This window comes from Delftia sp. Lp-1 (assembly GCF_020523835.1).
Classification (GTDB): domain Bacteria; phylum Pseudomonadota; class Gammaproteobacteria; order Burkholderiales; family Burkholderiaceae_C; genus Comamonas; species Comamonas acidovorans.
The window spans coordinates 252,826-278,766 of the sequence record NZ_JAJALJ010000003.1; the positions used below are offsets into that span (position 1 = coordinate 252,826).

21 protein-coding genes are annotated in these 25,941 nt (G+C 67.2%); 10 read left to right on the forward strand and 11 right to left on the reverse strand.

The features are described 5' to 3' along the window. The first annotated feature begins 23 nt into the window (after positions 1-23). Entirely contained in the window at positions 24-698 is a 675-nt protein-coding gene (locus tag LGR64_RS22135; RefSeq protein ID WP_012202808.1) for a response regulator, read from the forward strand. A gap of 94 nt (positions 699-792) precedes the next feature. After that, positions 793-2,292 (forward strand): sensor histidine kinase, encoded by a 1,500-nt coding sequence (locus LGR64_RS22140; protein ID WP_141830845.1) that lies wholly within the window; start codon positions 793-795, stop codon positions 2,290-2,292. Here the strand turns inward: LGR64_RS22140 and LGR64_RS22145 are convergent. Further along, positions 2,252-3,259, reverse strand: a complete 1,008-nt coding sequence (locus tag LGR64_RS22145; protein WP_141830843.1) for a LysR substrate-binding domain-containing protein — start codon at positions 3,257-3,259, stop codon at positions 2,252-2,254. The genes LGR64_RS22140 and LGR64_RS22145 overlap by 41 nt on opposite strands. Before the next feature lie 109 nt (positions 3,260-3,368). Between LGR64_RS22145 and LGR64_RS22150 the strand changes: the two genes are divergently transcribed. Together LGR64_RS22150 and LGR64_RS22155 are read left to right on the forward strand one after the other, a co-directional pair. Beyond that, positions 3,369-4,337, forward strand: coding sequence for a Bug family tripartite tricarboxylate transporter substrate binding protein (locus LGR64_RS22150; RefSeq protein ID WP_012202811.1), 969 nt, complete (start codon positions 3,369-3,371; stop codon positions 4,335-4,337). 167 nt (positions 4,338-4,504) lie between these two features. Beyond that, positions 4,505-5,437: an N-formylglutamate amidohydrolase gene (locus LGR64_RS22155; RefSeq protein ID WP_141830841.1), complete on the forward strand. Its 933-nt coding sequence runs from the start codon at positions 4,505-4,507 to the stop codon at positions 5,435-5,437. A gap of 75 nt (positions 5,438-5,512) precedes the next feature. Here the strand turns inward: LGR64_RS22155 and LGR64_RS22160 are convergent, their stop codons facing one another. Genes LGR64_RS22160 through LGR64_RS22170 form a run of 3 tightly spaced genes read right to left on the reverse strand, consistent with a single transcriptional unit; the run spans position 5,513 to position 7,796 of the window. Beyond that, the gene (locus LGR64_RS22160; protein WP_141830839.1) at positions 5,513-6,271 is read right to left on the reverse strand and encodes an SPOR domain-containing protein; all 759 of its coding nucleotides are present in this window, start codon (positions 6,269-6,271) and stop codon (positions 5,513-5,515) included. Positions 6,272-6,306: 35 nt separating this feature from the next. Further along, positions 6,307-7,137: a biotin--[acetyl-CoA-carboxylase] ligase gene (locus tag LGR64_RS22165; RefSeq protein WP_141830837.1), complete on the reverse strand. Its 831-nt coding sequence runs from the start codon at positions 7,135-7,137 to the stop codon at positions 6,307-6,309. Next, complete coding sequence (locus tag LGR64_RS22170; protein WP_013804571.1) at positions 7,134-7,796, reverse strand: SET domain-containing protein; 663 nt, start codon at positions 7,794-7,796, stop codon at positions 7,134-7,136. Before LGR64_RS22170 ends, LGR64_RS22165 begins: the two co-directional genes overlap by 4 nt. Before the next feature lie 127 nt (positions 7,797-7,923). On the opposite strand from LGR64_RS22170, the gene LGR64_RS22175 reads away from it, so the two are divergent. Together LGR64_RS22175 and LGR64_RS22180 are read left to right on the forward strand one after the other, a co-directional pair. After that, complete coding sequence (locus LGR64_RS22175; protein ID WP_141830835.1) at positions 7,924-10,836, forward strand: DNA topoisomerase III; 2,913 nt, start codon at positions 7,924-7,926, stop codon at positions 10,834-10,836. 114 nt (positions 10,837-10,950) lie between these two features. After that, positions 10,951-11,730 (forward strand): tyrosine-protein phosphatase, encoded by a 780-nt coding sequence (locus tag LGR64_RS22180; RefSeq protein ID WP_034398074.1) that lies wholly within the window; start codon positions 10,951-10,953, stop codon positions 11,728-11,730. 627 nt (positions 11,731-12,357) lie between these two features. On the opposite strand, the gene LGR64_RS22185 is transcribed toward LGR64_RS22180, so the two are convergent. Then, positions 12,358-14,883: a penicillin-binding protein 1A gene (locus LGR64_RS22185; protein ID WP_141830831.1), complete on the reverse strand. Its 2,526-nt coding sequence runs from the start codon at positions 14,881-14,883 to the stop codon at positions 12,358-12,360. 163 nt (positions 14,884-15,046) lie between these two features. After that, the gene (locus LGR64_RS22190; protein WP_034389809.1) at positions 15,047-15,616 is read right to left on the reverse strand and encodes a ferritin-like domain-containing protein; all 570 of its coding nucleotides are present in this window, start codon (positions 15,614-15,616) and stop codon (positions 15,047-15,049) included. Positions 15,617-15,847: 231 nt separating this feature from the next. On the opposite strand from LGR64_RS22190, the gene LGR64_RS22195 reads away from it, so the two are divergent. The 3 genes from LGR64_RS22195 to LGR64_RS22205 all read left to right on the forward strand — a co-directional run bounded on the left by LGR64_RS22195 (position 15,848) and on the right by LGR64_RS22205 (position 18,118). Continuing rightward, positions 15,848-16,354: a glutathione peroxidase gene (locus LGR64_RS22195; RefSeq protein WP_096914692.1), complete on the forward strand. Its 507-nt coding sequence runs from the start codon at positions 15,848-15,850 to the stop codon at positions 16,352-16,354. Between the two features lie 129 nt (positions 16,355-16,483). Then, complete coding sequence (locus LGR64_RS22200; RefSeq protein WP_141830829.1) at positions 16,484-17,548, forward strand: asparaginase; 1,065 nt, start codon at positions 16,484-16,486, stop codon at positions 17,546-17,548. Between the two features lie 111 nt (positions 17,549-17,659). Continuing rightward, positions 17,660-18,118: an RDD family protein gene (locus LGR64_RS22205; protein WP_012202823.1), complete on the forward strand. Its 459-nt coding sequence runs from the start codon at positions 17,660-17,662 to the stop codon at positions 18,116-18,118. 37 nt (positions 18,119-18,155) lie between these two features. Here the strand turns inward: LGR64_RS22205 and LGR64_RS22210 are convergent, their stop codons facing one another. The 5 genes from LGR64_RS22210 to sbcD all read right to left on the reverse strand — a co-directional run bounded on the left by LGR64_RS22210 (position 18,156) and on the right by sbcD (position 25,408). Further along, on the reverse strand, positions 18,156-18,599 hold the full coding sequence (locus tag LGR64_RS22210) for a lysozyme inhibitor LprI family protein (protein WP_141830827.1): 444 nt from the start codon (positions 18,597-18,599) through the stop codon (positions 18,156-18,158). Beyond that, positions 18,587-19,327 (reverse strand): LysM peptidoglycan-binding domain-containing protein, encoded by a 741-nt coding sequence (locus LGR64_RS22215; RefSeq protein WP_047326375.1) that lies wholly within the window; start codon positions 19,325-19,327, stop codon positions 18,587-18,589. Before LGR64_RS22215 ends, LGR64_RS22210 begins: the two co-directional genes overlap by 13 nt. A 606-nt stretch (positions 19,328-19,933) precedes the next feature. Then, the gene (locus tag LGR64_RS22220; RefSeq protein ID WP_141830825.1) at positions 19,934-20,542 is read right to left on the reverse strand and encodes a hypothetical protein; all 609 of its coding nucleotides are present in this window, start codon (positions 20,540-20,542) and stop codon (positions 19,934-19,936) included. Between the two features lie 94 nt (positions 20,543-20,636). Next, a complete protein-coding gene (locus LGR64_RS28585; RefSeq protein WP_141830823.1) occupies positions 20,637-24,134 on the reverse strand; it encodes an AAA family ATPase in 3,498 nt (1,165 codons plus the stop codon). After that, positions 24,131-25,408 (reverse strand): exonuclease subunit SbcD, encoded by a 1,278-nt coding sequence (gene sbcD, locus LGR64_RS22235; protein ID WP_141830821.1) that lies wholly within the window; start codon positions 25,406-25,408, stop codon positions 24,131-24,133. Before sbcD ends, LGR64_RS28585 begins: the two co-directional genes overlap by 4 nt. A gap of 139 nt (positions 25,409-25,547) precedes the next feature. On the opposite strand from sbcD, the gene LGR64_RS22240 reads away from it, so the two are divergent. Then, complete coding sequence (locus tag LGR64_RS22240; protein ID WP_047326371.1) at positions 25,548-25,934, forward strand: VOC family protein; 387 nt, start codon at positions 25,548-25,550, stop codon at positions 25,932-25,934. Positions 25,935-25,941: the final 7 nt, after the last annotated feature.

Below are 25,941 nucleotides of genomic sequence, written 5' to 3' on the forward strand. Positions count from 1 at the left end.
TCTGTATTTCAGGAGACAACCCCATGCGCATTCTGATTGCCGAAGACGACCAGGTCCTGGCCGATGGTCTGCTGCGCAGCCTGCGCGGCTCGGGCGCCGTGGTCAGCCATGTGGCCAACGGCAGCGAGGCCGATACCGCGCTGATGACCAGCAGCGAGTTCGACCTGCTCATCCTGGACCTGGGCCTGCCCAAGATGCACGGGCTCGAAGTGCTCAAGAAGCTGCGCGGCCGGGGCGATGCGCTGCCGGTGCTCATCCTCACGGCGGCCGACAGCGTGGAAGAGCGCGTGCAGGGGCTGGACTACGGCGCCGACGACTACATGGCCAAGCCGTTTGCGCTGTCCGAGCTGGAGGCGCGTGTGCGCGCGCTCACGCGGCGCGGCATGGGTGGCGCCAGCAGCACCATCAAGCACGGCCCCCTGGTCTACGACCAGGCTGGCCGCGTGGCCACCATCGACGGCAAGATGGTCGAGCTGTCGGCGCGCGAGCTGGGCCTGCTGGAAGTGCTGCTGCAGCGTGCGGGCCGGCTGGTCAGCAAGGACCAGTTGGTCGAGCGCCTGTGCGAATGGGGCGACGAGGTCAGCAACAACGCCATCGAGGTCTATATCCACCGCCTGCGCAAGAAGATAGAGCGCGGCCCCATCCGCATCGCCACCGTGCGCGGCCTGGGCTACTGCCTTGAGAAGATCGCTTCCTGAGGCCGCTGCCCTGGCTGTCAGGCCCGGGTTGGCTTGCCTGCGCATAGTGGCGGATGCCACGGGGCCGTGAACCCGTCGTGAGGGCTGCCCGCCGATGAAAATCTTCCAGCGTGAACAGCGCTCACTGTTCGGCGAGATCCTTGACTGGATGCTCACGCCGCTGCTGCTGCTGTGGCCCGTGAGCCTGGCGCTGACCTGGCTGGTGGCCCAGGGCCTGGCCAACAAGCCGTTCGATCGCGCGCTGGAGTACAACGCCCAGGCGCTGGCGCAGCTGGTGATGGTGCAGCAGGGCAAGGTGCTGTTCAACCTGCCGCAATCGGCCAGCGAGATCCTGCGCGCCGACGAGTCGGACACCGTGTATTTCCAGGTGCTGGGCGTCAAGGGCGAGTACCTGGCTGGCGAGCGCGATCTGCCGCTGCCGCCCGAGTCCGACGATCCGCCATCTGGCGATCTGTCGCCCGGCGGTGCACCGACCGGCGGGGCCGTGCAACTGCGCGATGCGGAGTTTCGCGGCATTGACCTGCGCGTGGCCCATGTCTGGGTGCGCATGCCCCTGCCCGACGAGCCCCAGGCCCTGGTCCAGGTGGCCGAGACGCGCGAAAAGCGCAGCGTGCTGGCCACGGAAATCATCAAGGGCGTGATGCTGCCGCAGTTCGTCATCCTGCCCCTGGCGGCCTTGCTGGTGTGGCTGGCGCTGGCGCGCGGCATCAAGCCGCTGCACCGGCTGGAGGAGCGCATCCGCGCGCGCCGGCCCGAGGACCTCTCGCCCATCAACCACAAGGACGTGCCGCTGGAAGTCGTGCCGCTGGTGGACTCGGTCAACGACCTGCTGGGTCGGCTCGGTGATTCGCTGGCCACGCAAAAGCGCTTTCTGGCCGACGCGGCCCACCAGCTCAAGACACCGCTGGCCGGGCTGCGCATGCAGGCCGAACTGGCCCAGCGCGAGGGCGTGAGCACGGAGGAGTTGCGGCAGTCCCTGGCACAGATTGCGCGCGCCAGCATCCGCGCCACGCACACGGTGAACCAGTTGCTGGCGCTGGCGCGCGCCGAGAGCGCCGGCGTGGGCCGCGGCCTGGCCATGCAGCCCTGCAACCTGGTGCGCATCGTCACCGACGTGGTGCGCGACTGCCTGCCGCGCGCCATGGACAAGCATGTGGACCTGGGATACGACGGCGCCGAGTCATCGGCCACCGGCGTCTGGCTGCAGGGCAACGCCACGCTGCTGACGGAGCTGGTTCGCAACCTCGTGGACAACGCCATCAACTACACGCCCTCCAGCAGCAGCCGGCCCGGCATGGTCACGGTGCGCGTGCTGGCCGACCCCTTCGGCCAGGTCCTGTTGCTGCAGGTGGAGGATTCGGGACCGGGCGTGCCCGAGGCCGAGCGCGAGCTGGTGTTCCAGCCGTTCTACCGCGTGCTGGGCTCGGAGGCCGATGGCTCGGGCCTGGGCCTGCCCATCGTGCTGGAGATCGCGCGCCAGCATGGCGCCCAGGTGGTGCTGGAAGATGCGCATCCTGGCCAGCAGCCGCCGGGTGCGCGTTTCAGTGTGCGCTTCACGGCGCTGCGCTCGCCGCCGCCCAAGCCTGCGGCATAGGTGGCGGGGCATCCCCGGCTGCCGCAGATTCCCCGGGAGCCACAGGCGCTACCGCGATCCGTCCCGGCGTCTGCGCGGCATGGTCCACCAGCCAGTTGCGGAAGATGCCCAGGGTGCCGTGGTTGGCGCGGTCGGCCGGATAGCACAGCCAGTAGCCCAGGGCGCTCTGGTAGCCGTGCTGGGGCAGGGGCTCGTTCACCAGGCCGGCCGCGATCTCGTCCTGCACCAGGCAGCGCGGCACCAGGGCGATGCCCATGCCGGCCATCACGGCGCGGATGATGGTCTGGAACTGGTCGAACTGCGGGCCCGCAAGGGGGCTGATGCCGTTGACGCCATGGGCCTCGCTCCAGCGCGCCCAGGCATCGGGAATGGTCACATGGCGCAGCCGGGTGCAGCGCGCCACGTCCTGGGGGGTGGTGATGCGTGCCTCGGGGCCCGCGCCGCGCGGCGGTGCGATCAGCGCCACCTGGCGGCCCACCAGATAGTGGGCATGCGCGCCATTCCAGTGCCCGTCGCCAAACAAAATTGCGCAGTCCAGCCCCGGGCTGTCAAATTGGTAGCTGTGTACGTAGGGTACAAAGTGCAGCGTGATCTGTGGATAGCGCTGCTGAAACTGGGGCAGCCTGGGGATCAGCCACTTGGCCGCGAAAGTCGGCAGCGATGACAGGTGCAGCGCGCCTCGGCTGTCATCGCTGGTGATGAGTTCGAGGGTGGCTGCCTCCAGCTGGCCCAGCAGGGCGCGCACTGCGCGCTCATAGCGCTCGCCCGCGGGCGTCAGCCTCAAGCGCTTGCGCTCGCGTTCGAACAGCGGCACGCCCACCCATTTCTCCAGCTCCTGGATCTGCTTGCTGACTGCGCTTTGCGTCAGGTGCAAGGCTTCGGCCGCGCGCGAGACGCCCCCGAAGCGCACCACGGTGGAGAAAGCGCGCAGCAGATGCGTGGGCGGGTTGAGGCGGCGCAAACTCATGACAGGGATATGATGAAAGTATTCCTGTTTGGAATATTAACAGGCACAGTATTTGCTTTTTTTGTGAGCAGATTTCTTTTAATCTGAACTTGTTTGTAAGAAAGATCCTATGCAACGACGTCATTTCCTTGCTTCCATCGCCGCTTCTTCTGTCGTTCCTGGAATGTCCTTCGCCCAGGACACCTCCCGTCCCCTGCGCATCGTCGTTCCGTTCCCTGCTGGTGGCTCCACCGACATGGTCCCGCGCAACATGCAGGACGTGCTACCCAAGCTGCTGGGCGGCCAGGCCGTGGTGATCGAGAACAAGGCCGGCGCTGGCGGCTCCATCGGCATGGCCGAAGTGGCGCGTGCCACCGACGGCGTGACCTTCGGCATCGCCACGCTGTCCACGCACGGCGTGAACCCCGCCGTGTTCAAGAAGCTGCCCTACGACGCCATCAACGACTTCGTCGGCGTGACCGAGATCGTCAAGGCGCCTGGCGTGATCGTGATCAACCCCAAGCTGGTGCCCGCCAACAACTTCGCCGAGTTCGTGAAGTACCTGAAGGCCAACCCCGGCAAGGTCAGCTTCGCAACACCCGGCAACGGCACCATCGGCCACATGTGGGGCGCCCAGTTCATGAAGAGCACGGGCACCGAGATGCAGCACATTCCCTACCGCGGTGCAGGCCCGGCCATCAACGACGTGCTCGGTGGCCAGGTTCCCGTGTACTTCGACCAGGTGGCTTCCTCGCTGCCCCACATCAAGGGCGGCAAGGTCAAGGCCCTGGCCGTGTCCTGGCATGAGCGTCTGGACGTGCTGCCCGACGTGCAGACCTACGCCGAAGCCGGCCATGCCGACCTGAACGACCCCTCCTGGTTCGGCCTGGTGGCCCCCAAGAGCACGCCGCCCGAGCAGATCGCCCGCGTGCAAAAGGCCATCGCGGCCGCGCTCAAGGACCCGGCCGTGCAAAAGCGCATGGCGGCCCAGGGCCTGTACATCTCCGGCACCAGCAGCGACGCTTTCACCAAGCAGATCGCCAGCGAAGTCGCCAAGATGAAGAAGATTGCCGCCACGGCCCAGATCCAGCTGGATTAAGGCTCCCACGGAGGCGCTTCGCGCCTTCCCCCTCTCTCGCTTCGCGGGAGGGGGACCACGCCCTCGCTGCGGGACGGCCCTTGCTGGGCGTGCCTGATATGAGGCTGCGCCCTGTTCATGGAGTGCGCCCGGCGAGTGGCGTCTGCACAACCGAGTAGACACATCTCATGCATCCCGTCCTGCGACTGATCAGTCAGAACTTCCTGCAATCCCTGCCCGGCGCGGCAGGCTCCGGCGCGGCCGATGCCGCGCCGCCCATGGTCACCAGCGTTGCCGGCGCCAGTGCCGTGGTGCTGGACTCGCCGCACAGCGGCACGGTCTACCCGGCGGACTTCGGCTCCTGCCTGCCGCTGGCCACGCTGCGCCAGGCCGAGGACACGCATGTGGAGAAGATCTACGCCTTTGCGCCGGGCCTGGGCGTGAGCTGGGTGGAGGCGCATTTCCCGCGCATCTATCTGGATGCCAACCGCGACACCACCGAGATCGACACCACCATGATCGAGGGCGAGTGGCCGCTGCCCGTCACCACCGACCAGGGCGTGCTGCAGAAGGTGCGCCTGGGCAAGGGCCTGATCTGGAAGTTCACCGATGAGGGCGTGCCCATCTATGACCGCCAACTGCCCGCCGCGGAACTGCTGCAGCGCATCGAGCGCTGCTGGAAGCCCTACCACGCCGCCGTGGAGCGCGCCATCGACGGCGCCCATGCGCGCCATGGCTACAGCATCCATATCAACTGCCACTCCATGCCTTCCGTCGCAGCCAGCCATGCCACGCTGCACCCGGGCCTGGTCCATGCCGACTTCGTCATCGGCGACCGCGACGGCAGCACGGCCAGCCCGGCGCTGTCCGAGCGCATCTGCGCCTTCCTGCGCGAGCGCGGCTACAGCGTGGACTACAACCATCCCTACAAGGGCGTGGAGCTGGTGCGCCGCTACGGCAAGCCCGCCGAGCACCGCCACAGCATCCAGATCGAGATCAACCGCAAGCTCTACATGAACGAGCAGACCCTGGATCTCGACCAGGCCGGCTACCTGCGCCTGACCACCGACCTGAAGGTGCTGGTGGAGCAGCTGATGGCCACCGATCCGCGTACGCTCTGAAGCCCCTGCGAGTGAAATGCAAAAGGCCCGCGATCCTGTGATCGCGGGCCTTTTTTCATCGTGCCCTGGCGGGGTTCAGCAGGGCCTGAACGGCTTGCCCTCGAAGGCCTTGCCGCCCATGGACTCGACCTGGCTGCGCAGCGCGGGCGTGGCCTGGGGCAGGCGCAGCGTGTAGAGGGTGATGTCGGGGCGCTCCTGCACCACGCGGGCCGTGCGCACGCCCTGGCGCGCAACGTTGGTCAGCTCGCGCGTGGCCGCTTCCTCGGAGGAGAAGCGACCCAGCGACAGGCCGGGCTCCAGCGCGCCGCCCGCGCGGTCAAAGTCGATCTTGCGTGCACGCAGTTCCGCCCGCTTGCGCTCCAGGAACTCTGCATCGGGGAATTTGCCCATGTAGACCATCCAGCGGCCCGGCTGGTGCGTGCTGCTCAGGTCCCACTGGTCGCTGGCGACCTGGGCGATGAGGCCGCGGCGCAGCGCCTCGGCATGGCGGTCTTCGATGCCCGTGGCCACCAGGCAGCTGGTGGGCTGGCCCGCGGCTTTCTCGGGGCGAGCCGGTGCGGCGGGTTCCTCGCCACTTGTAGGAGCCGCGGGTGCCGCGGGTGTTGTGGCGGGTGCGGCAGGGGACGCAGGAGCCGTGCCCGGGGTGGCCGAGGAGGGGGCTGGCGCGTTGTCCACACTCAGCAGGCTCAGCGCCTCCGGGCGCACCTGCTGGCCCAGGCGCTCGGGCTCGGTCTGGGATGGCGGTGCCAGGCCCAGGGCCTGGAGCTGGCCGTGGTTCCAGAGGTAGTAGCCGGCATTGGCCAGCACCAGCAGCAGGAAGGCGATTCGCAGCATGTCGTTTCTTGGGCCCTAGTGATGAGTCACCCGCCCTAGCCTACAGCAGCCGGGCGCACGCTGATTTCCGAGCTGGTGACGGCCTGCAGGCCGCGCGCCGTGCGCACCAGCAGCGCGCCATCGGGGCCCACGCCCTCGGCCGTGCCGCTTTCGCCATCGCTGAGATTGACGGCGCGGCCACGCAGCAGGTCGCGCTGGGCAAAGCGCTCCACCAGCGGCGCAAAGCCCTGGGCGGCAAAGGTCTGTATGTCGGAGACCAGGCCCGGCAGCACGCAGGCCAGGGCTGTGGGTGCGTCCAGGCGTTCGTCCAGCTCCAGCAGGCTGGCCGGGGGCGTGCGCATGCCGTCGCCGGGGCGTGGGCGCACATTCAGGCCGATGCCCACGACCACGTAGCGCGGTGTGCCGGGCTCATGCGCGGCGCTGCCGACAAAGCTGGCCGTCTCGATCAGGATGCCGCCGAGCTTGCGGTCGCCGTCGATCCACAGGTCGTTGGGCCATTTGAGGCCGATGCGCGGGCGCTGCGAGCCCGGGGCGGGCAATTGCGGCTGCAGGCTTTGCGCCACGCTCAGGCCCACGGCCAGCGACAGGCCGGACCAGTCGGCAGGCGCCAGCGGCATGCCCAGCGAGAAGGTCAGCGAATCGCCCACGCCGCTGGTCCACTGGCGGCCCAGCCGGCCCCGGCCGGCGGTCTGCACTTCGGTCACCAGCAGCACGGGTTCGTTGCGGCCATCGCGGGCGCGCGCCATCAGCTCGGTATTGGTCGAGCCGATGCTGGGCACGATTTCCACGGAAAAGCCCGGCAACTGCGGCTCGATGGCCTGCCACAGCGATTCCGCAGGCCAGTGAATGGGGGTCGATGCCATCATGCGCCGGCCTTTGTGGAGGATTTGCGGGATTTTTTCCTTGGCTTTTGGGGGGCCTTTTCCAAGGGCTTTTCCAAAGGCTTTTCCGCTTTGACCTGCTGCTTTTTGGCCCGCTTTGTCTTTTCAGATTGTTCCGATGCCGGCTTTGCGCTGGCCGGCAATGCATCGCCGGGCATGGGCGGGCGCCAGCCGCGCTTGGGCGCCAGCAGCGTGCCGCGGCAGGTGGCCGCGCCGCACCAGCATGGATACTCGGCCTTCAGCTTCCTGGTGTAGGGTTCGTCGATGATCAGGCCGTAGTCGTAGCTCAGCTCCTCGCCGGCGGCGATGTTGCGCAGCGCGACGATGAAAATCCGGCCATCGCGCTCATCGGTGTAGCAATTGGGAGCGCAGCTGTGGTTGATCCAGCGCGAGGAGTTGCCGCCGTAGTTGGCGTCGATCACGCGGTCTTCGTCCACGTGGAAGTAGAAGGTATGGTTGGGCTGGCTGGGGTCGTGCGGATGCCGGTCCTGGGCTTCCTGCCAGCTGACGATTTCCCCTACGTACTCGACAAGGACCTCGCCTTCGGCAAGATCCTGCGCGGCGAAGACGCCCTTGCCATGGACACCCGAGCGGCGGGTCTGGATACGGCGGCCGCCGGAAGGGGCCAAAGCTGTGCGGGGCATGTTTTCTCTGATAACTTGAATAGGCACACATGCGCGTGCGCGTACACGTACGTACACGCGTGAGCCATGGATTGTAGAAGCGCAGGCTGCGACATGCAGGTCCTGCGGGGAATGACGAGTACACACAATGACAAAGACCCTGGTGATTGCTGAGAAGCCTTCGGTCGCGCAGGACATCGTCCGCGCGTTGACTCCGGTGGCGGGCAAATTCGACAAGCACGATGAATACTTCGAGAGCGAGCACTACGTCGTGACCAGCGCCGTGGGCCACCTGGTGGAAATCCAGGCACCCGAGGAATTCGACGTCAAGCGCGGTAAATGGAGTTTTGCCAACCTGCCGGTGATTCCGCCGTATTTCGACCTCAAGCCCGTGGACAAGACCAAGAGCCGGCTCAATGCCGTGGTCAAGCTGGCCAAGCGCAAGGATGTCACCGAACTCATCAACGCCTGCGACGCGGGCCGCGAGGGTGAGCTGATCTTCCGCCTGATCGAGCAGTACGCCGCAGGCGCCAAGCCCGACGGCAAGGGCCTGGGCAAGCCGGTCAAGCGGCTGTGGCTGCAATCCATGACGCCGCAGGCCATCCGCGACGGCTTCCAGAACCTGCGCAGTGACGCGCAGATGCTGGGCCTGGCCAGCGCCGCGCGCAGCCGCTCCGAGGCCGACTGGCTGGTGGGCATCAACGGCACGCGCGCCATGACGGCCTTCAATTCGCGCGATGGCGGCTTCTTCCTGACCACCGTGGGCCGCGTGCAGACGCCCACGCTGTCCCTGGTGGTGGAGCGCGAGGAAAAGATCCGCAAGTTCGTGAGCCGCGACTACTGGGAAGTGCATGCCGCCTTCGATGCGCAGGCCGGCCAGTACCTGGGCAAGTGGTTCGATCCCCAATGGAAGAAGAGCGAGGATGCGGAAGCCCGCGCCGACCGCATCTGGAACCAGCGCGACGCCCAGGCCATTGCCGACGCCGTGCGCGGCAAGCCGGCCCAGGTCACCGAGGAGTCCAAGCCCACGTCCCAGGCCAGCCCGCTGCTGTTCGACCTGACCAGCCTGCAGCGCGAGGCCAACGGCAAGTTCGGCTTCTCGGCCAAGACCACGCTGTCGCTGGCGCAAAGCCTGTACGAGCGCCACAAGGCCCTGACCTACCCGCGTACCGACTCGCGTGCCCTGCCCGAGGACTACGTGCCCGTGGCGCACCAGACCTTCGCCATGCTGGCCGGCAGCGGCATGCGCCACCTGGCGCCCTTTGCCCAGCAGGCGCTGGACGAGAACTACGTGCGCCCCACCAAGCGCATCTTCGACAACAGCAAGGTGTCGGATCACTTTGCCATCATCCCGACCACGCAGGCGCCCAGCGGCCTGTCCGAGGCCGAGCAAAAGCTCTATGACCTCGTCGTGCGCCGCTTCATGGCCGTGTTCTTCCCCAGCGCCGAGCACCAGGTGACCACACGCATCAGCAAGGTCGAGCAGCACAGCTTCAAGACCGAGGGCAAGATCCTGGTCAAGCCCGGTTGGCTGGCCATCTACGGCAAGGAGGCCGCCAACGAGGTCGAAGGCGGCAAGGACGGCGACAAGGGCCAGCCCCTGGTCGCGGTGCAGCCCGGCGAGCAGCCGCGCGCCGGCCAGGTCGATCCCAAGGGCCTCAAGACCAAGCCGCCCGCGCGCTACTCCGAAGCCACGCTGCTGGGCGCCATGGAAAGCGCCGGCAAGCAGGTCGAGGACGACGAGCTGCGCGAGGCCATGCAGGAAAAGGGCCTGGGCACGCCTGCCACGCGCGCGGCCATCATCGAAGGCCTGCTGACCGAAAAGTACATGCTGCGCGAAGGCCGCGAGCTGATTCCCACGGCCAAGGCCTTCCAGCTCATGACGCTGCTGCGCGGCCTGGGCGTGGAAGAACTCTCGCGCGCCGACCTCACCGGCGAATGGGAGTACAAGCTGGCGCAGATGGAAAAGGGCCAGCTCTCGCGCGATGCCTTCATGCAGCAGATCCAGTCCATGACGGAAAAGCTGGTCAAGAAGGCCAAGGAATACGACCGGGACACCGTGCCCGGCGACTACGCCACCCTGTCCACCCCCTGCCCCAACTGCGGCGGCGTGGTCAAGGAGAACTACCGCCGCTACGGCTGCACGGGCAGCGACGGACAGGGCGCGGGCTGTGGCTTCTCGTTCACCAAGTCGCCGGCCGGCCGCACCTTCGAGACGGCCGAGGCCGAGCAACTGCTGCGCGACCGCCGCCTGGGCCCGCTGGATGGCTTTCGCTCCAAGGCCGGCTGGCCCTTCGTGGCCGAGGTCACCATCGTGCACGATGAGGAAGGCGGCAACTACAAGCTCGAGTTCGACTTCGGCGACGACGCCGCCTCCGAAGACACGGGCGAGCTGGTGGACTTTGCCAGCCAGCAATCGCTGGGCCCCTGCCCCAAGTGCGGCGCGCCGGTCTTCGAGCACGGCAGCAACTACGTCTGCGCCAAGGCCGTGCCCACGCTGGCCCAGGCCACGCCCAGCTGCGACTTCAAGAGCGGCCAGATCATCCTGCAGCAGCCCATAGAGCGCGAGCAGATGCAAAAGCTGCTGCAGACCGGCAAGACCGACCTGCTGGACAAGTTCGTCTCCAACCGCACGCGCCGCAGCTTCAAGGCCTTCCTGGTCTGGGATGGCGCGGCCGGCAAGGTCAACTTCGAGTTCGAGCAGCGCGACAGCAAATACCCGCCGCGCAAGACGGCGGCCGCCAAGAGCGCGCCGACCAAGAAGGCGCCTGCCAAGAAAGCCGCGGCCAAGACCACGGCAAAGACGGCCACCAAGACCGCGCGCAAGCCGGCTGCCGGCACGCTGCAGCCCAGCGCGGCCCTGGCCGCCGTCATCGGCGAAGGCACGGTGGCGCGTACCGAAGTGGTCAAGAAGCTGTGGGAATACGTCAAGGCCCAGAACCTGCAGGACCCCAAGGACAAGCGCGTCATCCGCGCCGACGACAAGCTGCGCCCCGTCTTCGGCAAGGACAGCGTGAACATGTTCGAGCTGGCCGGCATCGTGGGCAAGCATCTGGCGTAAGGCGCCTGCCTGACCTGATCCTGCGACCCGCTTCTGCACCTTGCCGGAGCGGGTCGCCGGCCTGACACGGGGACAACACATGCTTGGGCTAATCTAGCGGGCATGGATACCGAAATGCTCACCCCGGCAGCGGCTGCCGCCGCTGCTTCCTCCCCGGCGCCCTCGCGCTCCATCCGCCTGGACGGCGCCTCCAACTTCCGAGACCTCGGTGGCTACGCGGGCCTGGATGGCCGGCGCGTGCGCTGGCGCACGCTGTTCCGTGCCGACCACCTGGCTGGCCTCAGCGCGGCGGACCTGGACGTGCTGCAGGGCCTGAAGCTCGCGCGCAGCGCGGACTTCCGGGGCAAGATGGAAAGCGCCCACCTGGCCTACGAATGGCCGGGCATTGCCCGCCATGCGCTCATCGTCGAGCCCACCGTGGTGCAGCGCGCCAGCGCCCTGATCGCCGCAGGCAACGACCTCACGGCCGCCCATGCCGAGGAGCTGATGCAGGACACCTACCGCAGCTTCGTGCACGACTACGCGCCACGCTTTGCACAGCTGTTCCAACTGCTGCTGGACAGCCAGGACCCGCTGGTCTTCCACTGCACGGCCGGCAAGGACCGCACGGGCTGGGCCGCCGCCCTGCTGCTCACCGCGCTGGGCGTGGACGAGGACACCGTGATGCAGGACTACCTGCTGACCAACCAGCTCTACCAGCGCCCCGCCACCACCTTCGCCCCCATGCCTGCCGAGGTGATGGATGTGCTGTGGCGCGTGCAGGCCTCCTACCTGGCGGCGGCCACCGACATGGTGCGGGCCGACTTCGGTGGAATGCAGGGGTATCTGCGGGATGCGCTGGGCATCGACAGCGCTGCACGCGAGCGGCTGGCTGCGCTTTACCTGGAAGGGTGATTACCTTCGCTCACGGGGCGGCGGGTTGGCGCGGCTAACATGGGCTGTGCCGGTCGGTTGCGCCGGAGATGAAGGAGATTGCGATGAAGTACGGCATGCGTGAGCTGGCCGCGATGGTGCTGGTGGCCTTGAGTGTGGGGCTGGCTGGCTGTGCGGGCGGCGTGCCTGGGGATGTTTCGGGGAGCCAGGCGTCCAGTGGCAGTGGGGTGACGGTGTTTGGGACTGTGGATGCCAATGTGAGTCATACGCGGACTTCGCGGTGACTTGGTTTCTTGCCTGATCTGGGCTGATCTTCTGGACTGATTTTTGCTGCTTGCCTTTGCGGCGGGCAGGAGCCGGGTTTCGGCCCGGCGGCCGACTCCCTTTCTTATCGCGCGATAAGAAAGGAAGCAAAGAAGCGCGCCCCGCACTGCCCACGACCCTTCGCTTCGCTACGGGCGACCTGCGTTGGGCGGGATGCGGGGTGCGCCGTGAAACTCGTTGCGCGCTTCACTCAAACATCACGGCGAGCTAGACAACGAAGCAAGCCTGTCCTTCGGCAGGCTTGCCACCCCGCATCCCGCCCAACGCAGGCGTGGGCAGAAGGGGGGAGGCTGGGGAACAGCCAACAGCCAACAGCCAGCCGGGTCAGGGCTGGATCGGCGTGATCACCACGCCGGTGCCTGCGGGGGCGTCTTCGCCGCCGGGCAGGGCGGGTGTGGCGGGGGTGGCTTCCTGCACTGCGCGCTGGTCCGTGGGGCCCAGCGTGCCCTGGGTGAGGGGGATGCTGGGGGCGGGCAGGGCGGGAGTGCTTTCTATGATTTCCTCGCCGGGCGACAGGCCCGGGCCGGGTGGCTCCGTGGGCTCGGGTGCGGGTTCCGGGGTCGGTGCTGGCTCCGGGGTGGTGGGTTGGCCGGGCTGTGCGGGCGGCGGCTGGTCAGGCCACCAGTCCTGCATGCGTTCGCGCAGGCGGCCGACCATGTCGGACCACCAGTGGCTTTGTTCGGGCGGCTCGAAGCGGGCCTTGGCGTCGATGACGGGGCTGCGCAGGGCGCGGGACATGAAGTCTCCCACCATGGGCAGGGCGCTGCGCGAGCCCTGGCCCCAGCGGTCGCTGCGCAGGGTGATGCGCGGGTCGTTGAAGCCGGCCCAGGCGCCGGTGACGATTTCCGGGTGCATGAGGATGAACCAGCCGTCGGCATTTCCCTGGGTGGTGCCGGTCTTGCCGGCCACGTCGGCGTGGATGCCGTAGCGCTGGCGCACGGCCACGGCCGTGCCTTTGTCCACCACGGAGCGCAGCATGTCCACCAGGGCGTAGGCGTGGTCTTCGTCCAGCGCGCGCTCGGGTTTGGGCGGGGCGAATTCGGCGATGACCTTGCCGTCGGCGTCCTCGATGCGCGTGACCATCATGGGGGGCAGCCAGCGGCCACCGTGGGCCAGGCTGGCATAGGCGTTGACCATCTCCAGCAGTGACACCGGGCTGCTGCCCAGGGCCAGGGCGGGTACTTCGTCCAGCGGGCTCTGGCGCACGCCCAGGGCGCGCGCCAGGCGTGCCACGCGGGCGGGGCCCACGGACTGCATGACTTCGGCGGTGATGGTGTTCTTGGAGTAGGCCAGGGCGTCGCGCAGCGTCATCTCGCGGCCCGTGGGTGGCGTGGCGTCGGTGGGGCGCCAGACTTCGCCGCCGGGCAGCTTGATTTCCACGGGGCCGTCCACACGCTTGTCGTCGGGGGTGGCGCCCTGCTGCAGCGCGGCGCCATAGACAAAGGGCTTGAAGGTCGATCCGGGCTGGCGCCGTGCCTGCTGCACATGGTCGTAGGCGTCCTGCGTGAAGTCGCGGCTGCCCACCCAGGCCAGCACTTCGGAGGTGGCCGGGTTCAGCGCCACAAAGCCTGCCTGCACTCGGGTCTTGTCCTCGCGCAGCTGCTTCATGAAGGCCTTGTCGGCCAGCAGGGCCTTGAGGGTGTCTTCCTCGCTGTCCTTGTCCGTTACCTTGTCCTTGCCTTGGCCGTCCGCGCGTTTGCGCGCCGCGCGCCAGGCGGGGGTCTCCCGCACCAGCTGTTGCACCAGCGGGTTGGTGGCATTCCAGCCGTCGCGCTGGCTCCAGGCGCCGTTAGCCACGCCCTGCAGCGTGCGCGTCTGGCGCGCCACGGCCTGGTTGGCCCAGTTCTGCAGGCGCGAGTCGATGGTGGTGTGCACCACCAGGCCGTCGGTGTAGATGTTGTAGTCGTTGCGGTCGGCCCAGTCGATCAGCCACTTGCGCAGCTGCTGCGCGAAGTGGGGCGCCATGCCCAGGGGCTCTTCCTGGCGCTCGAAGTTGATGCGCATGGGGCGCTTCTTGAGCTGGGCGAACTCGGCCTCCTGCAGCACGCCGCGCTTGACCATTTGCGACAGCACCGTGTTGCGGCGGTACAGCGCGCGGTCTGGGTTGAGCACCGGGTTGTAGTAGCTCGTGCCCTTGAGCATGCCCACCAGCGTGGCGCTTTCCAGCACCGTCAGCCGCGCGGCCGGTTTGTCGAAATAGGTGCGCGCCGCCATCTCTATGCCGAAGGCGTTGTAGAGGAAGGGAACGGTGTTCAGATAGGTTTCGAGGATCTCGTCCTTGGTGTAGAGCGCCTCGATCTTGAAGGCCGTGATCGCCTCCTTGAGCTTGCGGTTGAGCGTGGGCGCGCGGCCGATCTCGGTCGGGTACAGGTTGCGTGCGAGTTGCTGGGTGAGTGTGGAGCCGCCCTGCGGATCGCCGCGCAGCGTGTGCACCACCGAGCCCAGCGTGCGCCGCCAGTCCATGCCGTGGTGCTCGTAGAAGCGGTGGTCCTCCGTGGCGATCAGCGCCTTGATCACCGAGGGCGACATCTCGTCGAGCTTCACCCACTGCCGGTTGCTGCGCTTGAACTGCGCGAGCTGCTTGCCATCCGCGCTCATGATCTGGGCGGGCTGCTCCAGCTTGGCCTTGCGTATGTCGCGGATGCCGGGCGTGAACGGGATCAGGGCCAGCACATACAGCGCGAACAGCAGCGGCAGCGCAGCGGCGAACAGCAACCATTCACGCCGCGTGGGCCAGCGGTGCCACCAGGGCAGGGCCGCCACGCGCTGGCCGATGCGGCTGGCCAGCAGCCTTTGCCAGGCTGCGAGCACAGCTTCGGGCAGCTTCAAGTCATTGAAAGAAAAGCGCATATTGCAAGACGGCCCTGATGACAGGACATCAGGGCCGATAGGGCGGGACCATTCCGCGAAGCCGAGAGAATGCCCAAAAAAACGGCACCCCGCTCGCGCGGGGTGCCTTGCCTATGGGCCAAGCCCCGGTATTGTCGGGCTGGCGGGTACTGGCGGGAAGTGCTTATTTCTCCAGCCAGTCGGACAGCTCGTCCGCATGCTCCTGCTCCTGCTCCAGAATGGATTCGATCAGCCGGCGCGTGGTCGGGTCCTTGTCGCCGATCAGGTCGATCATCTGGCTGTAGGCCTCGATGGCCACGCGCTCGGCGATCAGGTTGGTGCGGATCATGGCCTTCAGGTCCGTCTCGCCGTTGTAGTCGGCGTGGCTGCGCTGGGTCAGCGTCTGGGGATTGAAGTCGGGCTCGCCGCCCAGCTGCACGATGCGCTGGGCCAGCTTGTCGGCGTGGGCCATTTCCTCGTTGGCATGGACCAGGAACTCGTCGGCAATGGCGGGCGAAGCCAGGCCCACGGCCGTGAAGTGGTGGCGCTTGTAGCGCATCACGCACACCAGCTCGGTGGCCAGCGAGTCATTGAGCAGCTTGATGATGTCCTCGCGCCAGGGCCCGAAGTGCGGGGTCACGGCGCCATCGTCCAGGCTGTGCTTGGCGGCCTCCAGGGCCTTGGGGTCCAGCGCCAGGTGGCCGTTGCCGGCGTTGGATTTGGCTTGCTTCGTGGGGGTGCTGTTGGGGTTCATACGTGGTCTCTTCATCGTGGGACGAAAACTACGGCAGGCATGCGCCTATGCGGCTTGTAAACACCTGCCAGCGAAACGGGACCAGGCGGGCCGATGTGCCCGCCTGTTGCCTTCCAAGGTAAGTTTTTGGTCGCCTGCTGTCTGTGAGACAAGTCCGCATCCCCATGCCCGGCCAGCGCGCCCCTGGGTGTCCCGGCGCTACCATGGGCGCTCCACTCCAGGAGCACCCGCATGAACGACACCGCCGCCGCGCCCCGCTCGGCCTACGACTTCGAGGCCACCTCCATCACGGGCCAGGCCGTCCCCCTGTCGGACTACCGCGGCAAGGTGCTGCTCATCGTCAACACCGCCAGCGCCTGCGGCTTCACGCCGCAGTACGCGGGCCTGCAGGCGCTGCATGAGCAGTACGGCGAGCGCGGCCTGGTGGTGCTGGGCTTTCCGTGCAACCAGTTCGGTTCCCAGGAAAAGGGCAGCGAATCGGAAATCGCCAGCTTCTGCGACCTGAACTTTGGCGTGCGCTTTCCGCTCATGGGCAAGATCGACGTCAACGGCGCCAACGCCCACCCGCTGTACCGCTGGCTCACGGCCGAGGCGCCGGGCGTGCTCGGCACCAAGGCCATCAAGTGGAACTTCACCAAATTTCTCGTTGGCCGTGACGGCCAGGTCATCCGCCGCTATGCGCCCCAGGATGCGCCGGCCAAGCTGTCCACGGACATCGAGGCCGCGCTGGCGCCTTGACGCGTTGATGCGCGTTGAGGCGCGTTGATCGCGCCTGTCCATCGGGGTTTCACGCAGGGCCGGCAGCGCGGGCCGGCCGCACGCCATGGTTAGCATGCTCCTTGACATCACAACAAGGAGACAACACCCGTGAAAGCCTTCCGCCGCACCGCCCTCGCCCTGCTCACAGCCTGCACCTTGCCCATGATTGCTACCAGCGCCGCCGCCCAGGACAAGCCCGTGGTCCAGTTCATCGCCACGGGCGGCACCATCGCCATGAAGATCGACCCGGTCAAGAACGCGCCCGTGCCCGCGATCTCGGGCGACGACCTGCTGGCCACCGTGCCCGACGTGGGCAAGTACGCGCGCATCCAGGTCAACAACCTGTCCAACGTGCCCTCCGACTACATGGACCCGGCCCGCTGGGTGCAGCTCACCCAGGCCGTACAGGCCGCGCTGGCCCGCCCTGAGGTGGCCGGCGCCATCGTCTCGCACGGCACGGACACGCTGGAGGAAACCGCCTTCTGGCTGGACCTGACCGTGCAGTCGTCCAAGCCCGTCGTGCTCATCGGCGCGCAGCGCAATGCCTCGGTGTCCGACTTCGACGGGCCGCGCAACCTGCTCAACGCCGTGCGCATCGCCGTGGACCCCAAGGCGCGCGACAAGGGCGCCATGCTGGCCATGAACAACCAGATCAATGCCGCGCGCTACGTCACCAAGACACACACGGCCAACGTGGAGACCTTCCGCTCGGGTGAATTCGGCTTTCTGGGCGAGGTCTACCCGGACCGCGTGAACTTCGCCTCCGCCCCCGCGCGCCGCCAGCACCTGCCCATCCAGGCGCAGACCATGCCCGAGGTGGAAATCTTCCCCATGTACGGCGGCGCCAACGGCCAGGCCGTGCGCCAGGCGGTGGACCGGGGCGTCAAGGGCATCGTCATCGACGCCCTGGGCATGGGCAACATGAACGTCGCCATGCTCGATGCCGCCAAGTACGCCGTCGGCAAGAACGTGCCCGTGGTCGTCAGCACGCGCGTGCACAACGGCCGCGTCATGCCCAGCTACGGCTTCGAGGGCGGCGGCAAGACCTCGTTCGAGGCCGGCGCCGTCATGGCCGACGATCTGCGCGCGCCCAAGGCGCGGATCCTGCTGATGCTGGCGCTGCAGTCCGGCGTGACGGGGCAGAAGGACCTGCAGGCAGTATTCGATCGATAGTTCGACCGACAGGCCGCCGCAACCCTGCCGCGCAGGCCCGGCCTTGCGCGGCATTTCTGGTGGGCACCGAGGTGGCACACTGGCAGCCTCATATGCCAACCAGGGCGCACCATGCAGGATGACGATCTCGAATACGTAGGCTTCTGGGCCCGCACCGGCGCCGCGCTGATCGACACCGTGATCCTGCTCGTGCTCATGCTTCCGGCCCTGATCTCCATCTATGGCTGGGAATACCTGGAGTCCGAAAAACTGCTGCACGGCCCGGCCGATTTCGTCATCTCCTGGGTGCTGCCTGCCATTGCCGTCGTCATCTTCTGGATCAAGAAACAGGCGACGCCGGGCAAGATGCTCATCGCCGCCAGGATCGTGGACGCGCAGACCGGCGCGGACATGAGCACACGGCAGGCCATCATTCGCTACCTGGCCTATTTCGTGTCCATCATCCCGCTGTGCCTGGGGCTGATCTGGGTGGCCTTTGACCCGCGCAAGCAGGGCTGGCACGACAAGATTGCGGGCACCGTGGTGGTCAGGCCCAAGCACCGGGGGGTGCAGCCGGTGAAGTTCCGCTGACACGCACCTCAGGCGCGCCCGCATCGGGCGCTCTGTGCTATTTCAACGGCAGCTCGAATGTGGCATCGCGCAGCTGCGCGGCCCGCCCGAAGTTCAGTGCTGCAGCACAGGACAGGCGCCTGATCTCCGTCGCGTTGCCGGCTGCGCCGCCAGCCAGAGAAGCAAGCCAGCTGCATTGGGCATCGCGGTACTGCGTGAATTCCTTGCCGGAGGCGGACAGCCTGGCCTTGGCCTGGGCGGCATATTTGGCATCCTCATCCCATTGCCCCAGTGCGCTGGCTGCCTGTTCCTCGGCCTGCTTCAAGGCCTTGTGGCTGTCTGCGAGCCTGCGCGCCAGGCAGTCTCGCATTCCGGCCTGGGAGTGGACACTGCATTCCTCGCGCAAGGCGCGTTCATCGGGTTGAGGAATGATTTCCGTGGCGAGGCTCCACAGAGGGATGCAGGCTGCCAGTGCCAGGGTTGTCAGCTTTATTGTGCGCATGCGACCGCCTTTGCGCTGCGAACCAGCGATAGGGTGTGGTTGAGTTTACGGGCGTAGTTGGGATCGCCGCCGCCGTTGTAGCGTTGCGCCACCATGTTGGCGGAAATGGAGCGCCAGCCTGTAATGACGCGCTGGACGGACGCCTTCTGGTACCTCAAAACCTGCCCCGGCTGTAGCGTGGCCGCTTTGGGGTTGAGTCTCTTGAGTGTCTCTGGGGTGCTGCCCTGTGCCTTTGCAATCTTTTCCAGGCTGTCACCGCGTTTGACTGTGACTTCGTACATCTTCGGATCTGAAGCAGGCACAGTCTGGAACTCGAAATTGGCCATGCGCATGAGCAGATAGCCAATGCCTGCATGAATATTGTGCGTGGGTATGGAGCGAACAGATCCCGTGGTCAGACGGCCCTTCCAGGCGGGCGGCAGAATCAGGTCGCTGCCTTCGTCATTCGACAGAAATGATGACAGCCCAGGATCTCCCGTGACACCGATTTGCATGGGCTTGGAGTTCCATTGTGAGTTATTGGCACCAGTTTCAACCCATAGCATAGCCTTGATGAGTTGCCAGTCGAGGGACACGTATCCTGCTGTACTGGAAAGATGGCGGTTGTACTCGTTGACTGCCATTTGAATGTCACAGTCCCAGGCGTTCCACTTTGGGTCACCGACAGCTTTTGTAATGCCTTCTTTCCATTGCTCAAAGTCCATTTTTTGAGGTGCTTGAGTCGCCATATAAGTCCTGCCTGAGAGTTTCCCGGTTGGTGTCCGGCATTCTGGCATACAGGAGTTGAGGCCCTTCATTGCAATCCGCGGCGATATGCTGTGGGTGGAGCTATAGCTGCCCATGATCTGGTTGTTGTTTCAATTAAATACATATTGATCTGCTGGTTTTATTGATCCTTTGAGTCCGGCGGCAAGCAAAGGTCTTTCGAGTGAAGATGGACTTCCACCGTTGCATCGGTTGGTATACGAAGCACAGGCCGTGGCCGTCAACTGTGCTGTTGCTGCGGTCGTGCCAAGAGACCCGCATTCCAGCGTTCATACCTTGTTCTGCGGCTCGGTCGATGGGGGGGCTTTGGTGATGCCTGAAGACAGGCGCGGCACGAAGTGAGAGTCTGCGTGCAGACCTTGGACCAGGAGTACGGCCGCCCAGCAGAGTTCAGTTGGGTCAAGTCCAAGTCGCAGCGATGCTGATGGCTTTGGTGGAAGGCGCCGGGTGCTATTGAGGCTCAGATCAGCGAGCTGCTACTCAATCAGTTGACCATCGATGTGTGCATGCTGGCTGCCGCGCTATATCGAGTTGGTAGAGCCGGGCAGCACCCGTCCGCTCCCCGTGGCTCAATCCTCTTGCAGCCCCGGCTCGTCCACCACGAAGCCCGAGCCGTCCTCGTCGCAGAACACGCATTGCTGCACGAAGCTGTCCAGGCTGCTGGCGTGGAACCAGATCAGGCCCTGGTCTTCGTCGCAAAGCATGTCGGTCTGTTCGTCCACGCTGGCGGCGGCAAAGCCGCTCAGTTCCATTTCTTCGAGGAACTGCTCCAGGTCCTCGCAGCCCGCAAACAGCTCATGGTCCAGGCTGCCGATGCGGCCCTTGAAGGCGCCGTGCAGCACTTCCACGAAGGGGTTGCCGCCGGGGTCATGGCCAATGACCATGAAGTGCGCGGCAAACAGGTTCTCGCGCTGGTGGTCCTCCACGTCGCAGTGCTCCGAGCCTGCGCGGAAGTGGTGCAGGGTGCGCAGCCAGGCGTGGTTGTCGCCGGTCTCGTCGTCGGCCTGCAGGTAGTCCTCGCGGTCGGGCGCCGCTTCGAGCCGGTCGAAATCCAGGCCGTTCTGCGTGATCAGGAACTGCGCGTAGGCGTCGGAGAAGCCTTGCGCGGCCTGGTACTCGCGCACCGCCTGGGCGTCGGGCAGGGCCAGGCCGAAGGGATTGGGAAAGCGCACTTGCATGGAACGGTCCTTGAAAAGGAGTGAACGGCGGCCACGCAGGCCGTGCCCGCAGGATGGTGCAGGCGTTGGGAGGCAGTTTGGTGACAGTTCCGCATCACGACGAAACCACCAACCTCGAATGCCCCACGCCACCGCCTTTCTCCACCCGCACCTGCACGGCGATGCGCTCCTTGAGCGCCTCCACGTGGCTGATGATGCCGATCATCTTGCCGCTGTCGTTGAGCCGGTCGAGTGCGTCGAGCGCGATCTCCAGCGTGTCGGCATCGAGCGTGCCAAAGCCTTCGTCGAGGAACAGGGAGTCGATGGAGGTCTTGTGGCTGACCAGGTCGGACAGCGCCAGGGCCAGGGCCAGGCTGACGAGGAAGGCCTCGCCGCCCGATAGCGTGCGCGTGTCGCGCGGGGTGTCGCCCTGCCAGCTGTCGACGATGTCCAGTTCCAGCTCGACCTCGGGCTTGCGGCGCAGCAGGTAGCGGCCGTGCAGGCGCGCCAGGTGGAGGTTGGCCAGGTGCAGCAGGTGGTCCAGGGTGAGGCCCTGGGCAAAGCGCCGGTATTTGTCGCCCTTGGCCGAGCCGATGAGGCCATCCAGGTGCTGCCACAGGTCGCTGTCGCTCGCTTGGGCGGCGATGTGCTCGAACAGGTCCTGCTGACCCTGGCGGCGGCGCTGGTCGTCGGCCAGCTGGGCGCGGGCGCCGCCCAGTTGTTCGCTGAGTGCCGTATGGCGCTCCTGCAGTGTTTGCAGCAGCGCCTGGATGGCTTCGGGCGTCAGGTCGGTCAGGGCCTGGGCCTGCAGTTGCGCGTGCTCGCGCTGCGCGGCTTCCAGCAGGGTGGCCGCGCGCTGTTGTGCCGCCTGCAGTTGCTGGCGCAGCGCGACCAGGCGCTGGCGTTCGGGTGCGGGCAGCAGGGCCTGCAGGTAGGTGGGCTCGTCAGCAAAGGGGCTGGTGCCCAGGGCGGCCTGCCATGCGGATTCGGCCTGGGCCGCTTCCTCGCGCTGGCGGGCCAGCGTGGCCTGGGCCTGTTGCTGCTGGCCTTGCAGGGCATCCTGACGCCGCGTGAGAGCGGCGATGTCGCTGGCGCATTCGGCCAGGGCCTGCGGCAGCTGTTCCACGGGCGGCAAGGGCAGGGAAGGCGGCTCTGCCACAGCCGTATCGGCGGGATGGTGCTGCGCCGTTCTCTGCTCCTCCCACTGCGCCTCCCACTGTGTTTCCGACTGTTTGTTCCAGCGCTGCGCATCGGCCTCGGCAGCCTCGCATTCCTTGCGCTGCAAGGCCATGGATTGGGCCAGTTGCTGCAGGTCGTGCCGGGCCTGTTGCCAGTGCTGCCATTCGGCTTCGCGCGCTTCAAGCCAGGGCTGGGCGTCGTCGGGCACCGTGTGGCCGGCCTCGCCGAGTGAAGCCTGCAACTGCGCGTTCAGCGCCTGGGCTTCGGCCTGCAGGCCGGCGACGGATTGCTGCAGCTCTTCGCGGCGTGCGCTGTGGTCGGCCAGGGCCTGCTGCTGCAGCGCAAGCTGGCCTTGCGCGGTCTGCAGTGACTGGCGGCTGTGCTGGGCGGCGTCCTTGGCCTGTTGCACGGCCTGCTCGCCTTGCTCGGCGGCCTGCACGGCGCGCTTGAGTGTGTCCAACTGGCGGGCGCAGGCCTGGGCCGATGCGGCGAGGGTGTCGGCCTGTTGCCAACTGTCTGGCGCGAGCTGCAGGGGTTGCGTGAGGCCCTGCCATGTGTCGTTCCATGTGCCGTGCCAGCGTGCGATGTCCTGTACCAGTTCGTCGGCCTGGCGCTGGCGCGCCGCCTGCGCGGCCGTGGTGGCGGCCAGCGTGGCGCGGGCGGTTTCGCCCTGGGTTTGCAGGGCGTCGAGTTCATCCTGCTTGCGGCGCAGCGCGGCTTCGGTGGCCGAGGCGTCCAGCGCTTCGTAGGCGGCCACGGCCGGGTGCTCGTGCGCGCCGCACAGCGGGCAGGGCTGGCCGGGCTGCAGGGCGTGGCGGTGCTCGGACAGGCTTTGGATGCGCTGCTCCTGGAGGAGCAGGGTCTGCTTGTCCGCGACCTGTTCCTTGACGCTCTTGTACTGCTGCCGCAGGGCTTGCAGCGATGTGTCCTGCGCCCGCGCCTGTGCCTCTCCATCGCGCAATTCCTGCTCCAGCGCAGCTTGCTGGCGCGCAAGTTCGCGGCGCTGCGCGGCCTGGGTTTCTGCCTGGCGCCACAGGTGCAGGCGGTCCTGCTCTGCCTGCTCGCGAGCGCGCAGTTCGGCCATGCCGCCGCTGCCTTGAAGGCGCTGCGCCTGTTCGTCCTGCGCGTGCAGGAGTGCGGCGCTGGCGCGGGCCTGGGCGTCGGTGGCGGCCTGGACCTGGGCCGCGCCGGCTTCGGCGCTTTGCGCCATGCGGGCCTGTTCGGCATCCAGCTTGCGCAGGGCCTGCTGCTGGTTGGCCGCTTGCTGTTGCTGGCTGGCGCGCAGCTTGAACTGCTGGCGCCAACTGCCCAGGCGCTCGCCCAGCAGGGCATGGGCTGCATGGTGGGTGCAGAACTGTTCCAGCGTTTGGTGCTCGGTCTGCTGGCGGGCCAGGGTGTCTTGCGCAGCCTGGGCCAGGCGGGCGGACAGGGCCTGGGCATGGCGGTGCTGTAGCAGCAGCCGGGCCTGGGTCTGCTGTTCGTGCTCGCGCAGTTGCTGCAGTTGCTGGCGGCTGTCATCGCAGGCGGCGGTGCTGCGCTGCCAGGCCTGGTGCAGCGGCTGCAGCGCCTGCGCGGGCTCGTCATGGGCCAGGCTTTCCAGTTCGGGCGCGGCCTGCTCCAGTGCCTGAGCGGCGTCTGCGCAGCCGGTGCGGGCGGCCTGCAGTGTCTGGGTGGCCTGGGCCAGTTGCTGCTGCCATTGGTGCTGGGCCTGGGTGCGCAGGTAGTCGGCCTGCAGCGTGGCCTGCTCCGTCACCAGGCTGTCGGCCTGGGCCTGCAGGGCATCGCGCGCCTCGGGCGTCAGCAACTCCACGCCATCGGCCTGGGCCTTGAGCTGGTCCAGGCGCTGGCGCGCATCGCGGGCGCGTTCGAAGACTTTCTGCGAGATGAGGCCGTAGATCTCGGTGCCTGTCAGCTCTTCCAGCAGGCCGGCGCGCTCATTGGCATTGGCTTGCAGAAAAGCCGCAAAGCCGCCCTGGGCCAGCAGCATGGACTTGGTGAAGCGCTCGAAGTCCAGGCCGGTGATGGCGGCGGTCTGCTCCAGCTTGTCGCGCGTCTGGCTGCTGAGGATGCTGCCGTCGCCACGGGCCAGTTCCACCTTGGGCGCCTGCAGTGCGCCATCGAGCCTGTCGCGTGCGCGGCGCTGGCTCCAGAAGGCGCGGTAGACCTGCCCCTTGACCTCGAATTCGACCTCGGCCAGACAGTCGGCCGTGTGGCGCGTCATGAGGTCGTTGGCCGATGCCGAGATGTTGTTCAACCTGGGTGTCTGGTGGTACAGCGCCAGGCAGATGGCATCGAGCAGGGTGGACTTGCCCGCGCCCGTGGCCCCGGTGATGGCGAACAGGCCGTTGCCCGCGAACGGTGCCTGCGTGAAGTCGATGCGCCATTCGCCCTTGAGCGAGTTGAGGTTTTTGAGCCGCAGCGTAAGGATCTTCATGCGCGGGCCTCCTCGCCGTGTTCGCCGGCGCCTGGCTGGGGCGCATCAAGCCCGGCCACCACTTCCTGGTAGCGCCGGGTGAGGGCCTGGGCCAGGCCGGGCTCCAGTGTTTCCAGCGCCAGGCGGCGCTCGAAGACGTCGGCGGGGCTGATCTCGTGCAGCGACTCGCCGGCGGCGGCGGCCATGCCGGCCACCGCCCGGCCGCGCTGGCGCCGCACGCGCAGCAGTTCCACGGGCAGCTCGTCGGCCAGGGCCTGCACGCGGTCGGTGAGCTGGGGCAGGTAGTCGTCCTGCTCCACCACCACCTCCAACCACACGGGCCGTGCAGGGCTGCCGGCCTGGGCGGCGGCGCGCATCAGATCCGGCAAGGCGGTCAGGCTGCCTGCCACCGAGGCCATGGGCTGAAAGCAGGGAACGGGCAGCGGCGTGACGGCCTGCAGCCCTTCGGGGCCCAGGTCCACCAGCAGCATCTGCTTGGACTGGCGGGCCTCGTCAAAGCTCAGCGCAATGGGCGAGCCGCTGTAGCGGATGTGCTCCAGGCCGCCCACTTTCTGCGGCTGGTGGATGTGGCCCAGGGCCACGTAGTCGGCGGGCGGAAAGGCCGAGGTGGGGAAGGCATCCAGCGATCCCACGTAGATCTCGCGCACGGACTCGCTGCTGCTGGCGCCCACGGTGGTGAGATGGCCCGTGGCGATGATGGGCAGGCGCTGGCCGGATGCGGCAGCCAGCGCGTCACGGCGCGCCATGGCGGCGTCGTGCACGCTGCGGTAACAGGACTCGATGGCGGCTTGCAGCGTCTGCTGCTTTTGCTCGGCGCTTTGGCCCGGCTGGCTCAGCACCAGGTCGCGCGGGCGCATGAAGGGCAGGGCGCAGACGATGCAGCCGGGCGCGGCCGGCTGCCCCGGCCGGCGCCGCAGCGGCAGCTCGACCACGTGGCTGGCCGTCTCGCCCACGGCGGCAACCACGGTGGTGTCCAGGCAGGCCAGCAGCTCGCGGTTCTCTGCCAGCGTGGCCACGGAGTCGTGGTTGCCGCCCAGCAGCAGCAGGGCCACGCCTGCCGCATGCAAGCGCACCACCAGCTGGCTGTACAGCTCGCGCGCATAGCTGGGCGGCGCGCCGGTGTCGAAGATATCGCCCGCGATGAGCACGGCATCGACCGCCTGGGCATCGACCTGCTCCAGCAGCCAGTCGATGAGCGCAGCGTGCTCGGCCTGGCGGCTCTTGCCCATGAAGTGCTGGCCCAGGTGCCAGTCGGAAGTGTGAAGAAGGCGCATGGTTTCGGTATCGCGGTATCGGTGCAATGTCCGCCGGCTGTGGCGGGGGCGACAGTATGGTCGCTGGCGCGCATGGGTGACAGCAGGACGGCGTGCCGCAGCTAACATCCCGGTTCGCATCAACCAAGGAGACACAGGCATGTTCAGCCACGTCATGGTCGGGGTCAACGACCTCGAAAAATCCAAGCAGTTCTACGACGCATTCCTGGGCGCGCTCGGCATTGCGCCGGGCATGGCCAACAAGAACCGCTATTTCTACCGCAGCGCGGGCGGCACGTTTGCCATTTCCACACCGATCAACGGCGAGTCTGCCTGCCACGGCAATGGCGCGACCATCGGCTTTGCGACGCAGTCGCCCGAGCAGGCCGACGCGGCCCATGCCGCCGCCGTGGCAGCCGGGGGCGTGACCTGCGAGGATCCGCCCGGCTGGCGCGAGGCTTCGCCCGGTGGCCGGCTGTACCTGGCCTATGTGCGGGATCTGGATGGCAACAAGCTGTGCCTGTTGCATCGGCCGCCCAAGGCCTGAGCGAATA

Excerpts from the sequence above, each read along its gene's own strand:
- LGR64_RS22185 (WP_141830831.1), bottom strand. The coding sequence starts at position 14,883 with ATGCGCTTTTCTTTCAATGACTTGAAGCTGCCCGAAGCTGTGCTCGCA.
- sbcD (WP_141830821.1), bottom strand. The coding sequence starts at position 25,408 with ATGCGCCTTCTTCACACTTCCGACTGGCACCTGGGCCAGCACTTCATG.
- LGR64_RS22150 (WP_012202811.1), top strand. The coding sequence starts at position 3,369 with ATGCAACGACGTCATTTCCTTGCTTCCATCGCCGCTTCTTCTGTCGTT.
- LGR64_RS22220 (WP_141830825.1), bottom strand. The coding sequence starts at position 20,542 with ATGCAAGTGCGCTTTCCCAATCCCTTCGGCCTGGCCCTGCCCGACGCC.
- LGR64_RS22140 (WP_141830845.1), top strand. The coding sequence starts at position 793 with ATGAAAATCTTCCAGCGTGAACAGCGCTCACTGTTCGGCGAGATCCTT.
- LGR64_RS22215 (WP_047326375.1), bottom strand. The coding sequence starts at position 19,327 with ATGGCGACTCAAGCACCTCAAAAAATGGACTTTGAGCAATGGAAAGAA.
- LGR64_RS22165 (WP_141830837.1), bottom strand. The coding sequence starts at position 7,137 with ATGATGGCATCGACCCCCATTCACTGGCCTGCGGAATCGCTGTGGCAG.
- LGR64_RS22155 (WP_141830841.1), top strand. The coding sequence starts at position 4,505 with ATGCATCCCGTCCTGCGACTGATCAGTCAGAACTTCCTGCAATCCCTG.
- LGR64_RS22170 (WP_013804571.1), bottom strand. The coding sequence starts at position 7,796 with ATGCCCCGCACAGCTTTGGCCCCTTCCGGCGGCCGCCGTATCCAGACC.
- LGR64_RS22180 (WP_034398074.1), top strand. The coding sequence starts at position 10,951 with ATGCTCACCCCGGCAGCGGCTGCCGCCGCTGCTTCCTCCCCGGCGCCC.
- LGR64_RS22240 (WP_047326371.1), top strand. The coding sequence starts at position 25,548 with ATGTTCAGCCACGTCATGGTCGGGGTCAACGACCTCGAAAAATCCAAG.
- LGR64_RS22210 (WP_141830827.1), bottom strand. The coding sequence starts at position 18,599 with ATGCGCACAATAAAGCTGACAACCCTGGCACTGGCAGCCTGCATCCCT.
- LGR64_RS22175 (WP_141830835.1), top strand. The coding sequence starts at position 7,924 with ATGACAAAGACCCTGGTGATTGCTGAGAAGCCTTCGGTCGCGCAGGAC.
- LGR64_RS22145 (WP_141830843.1), bottom strand. The coding sequence starts at position 3,259 with ATGAGTTTGCGCCGCCTCAACCCGCCCACGCATCTGCTGCGCGCTTTC.
- LGR64_RS22160 (WP_141830839.1), bottom strand. The coding sequence starts at position 6,271 with ATGCTGCGAATCGCCTTCCTGCTGCTGGTGCTGGCCAATGCCGGCTAC.
- LGR64_RS22205 (WP_012202823.1), top strand. The coding sequence starts at position 17,660 with ATGCAGGATGACGATCTCGAATACGTAGGCTTCTGGGCCCGCACCGGC.
- LGR64_RS22190 (WP_034389809.1), bottom strand. The coding sequence starts at position 15,616 with ATGAACCCCAACAGCACCCCCACGAAGCAAGCCAAATCCAACGCCGGC.
- LGR64_RS22195 (WP_096914692.1), top strand. The coding sequence starts at position 15,848 with ATGAACGACACCGCCGCCGCGCCCCGCTCGGCCTACGACTTCGAGGCC.
- LGR64_RS22135 (WP_012202808.1), top strand. The coding sequence starts at position 24 with ATGCGCATTCTGATTGCCGAAGACGACCAGGTCCTGGCCGATGGTCTG.
- LGR64_RS28585 (WP_141830823.1), bottom strand. The coding sequence starts at position 24,134 with ATGAAGATCCTTACGCTGCGGCTCAAAAACCTCAACTCGCTCAAGGGC.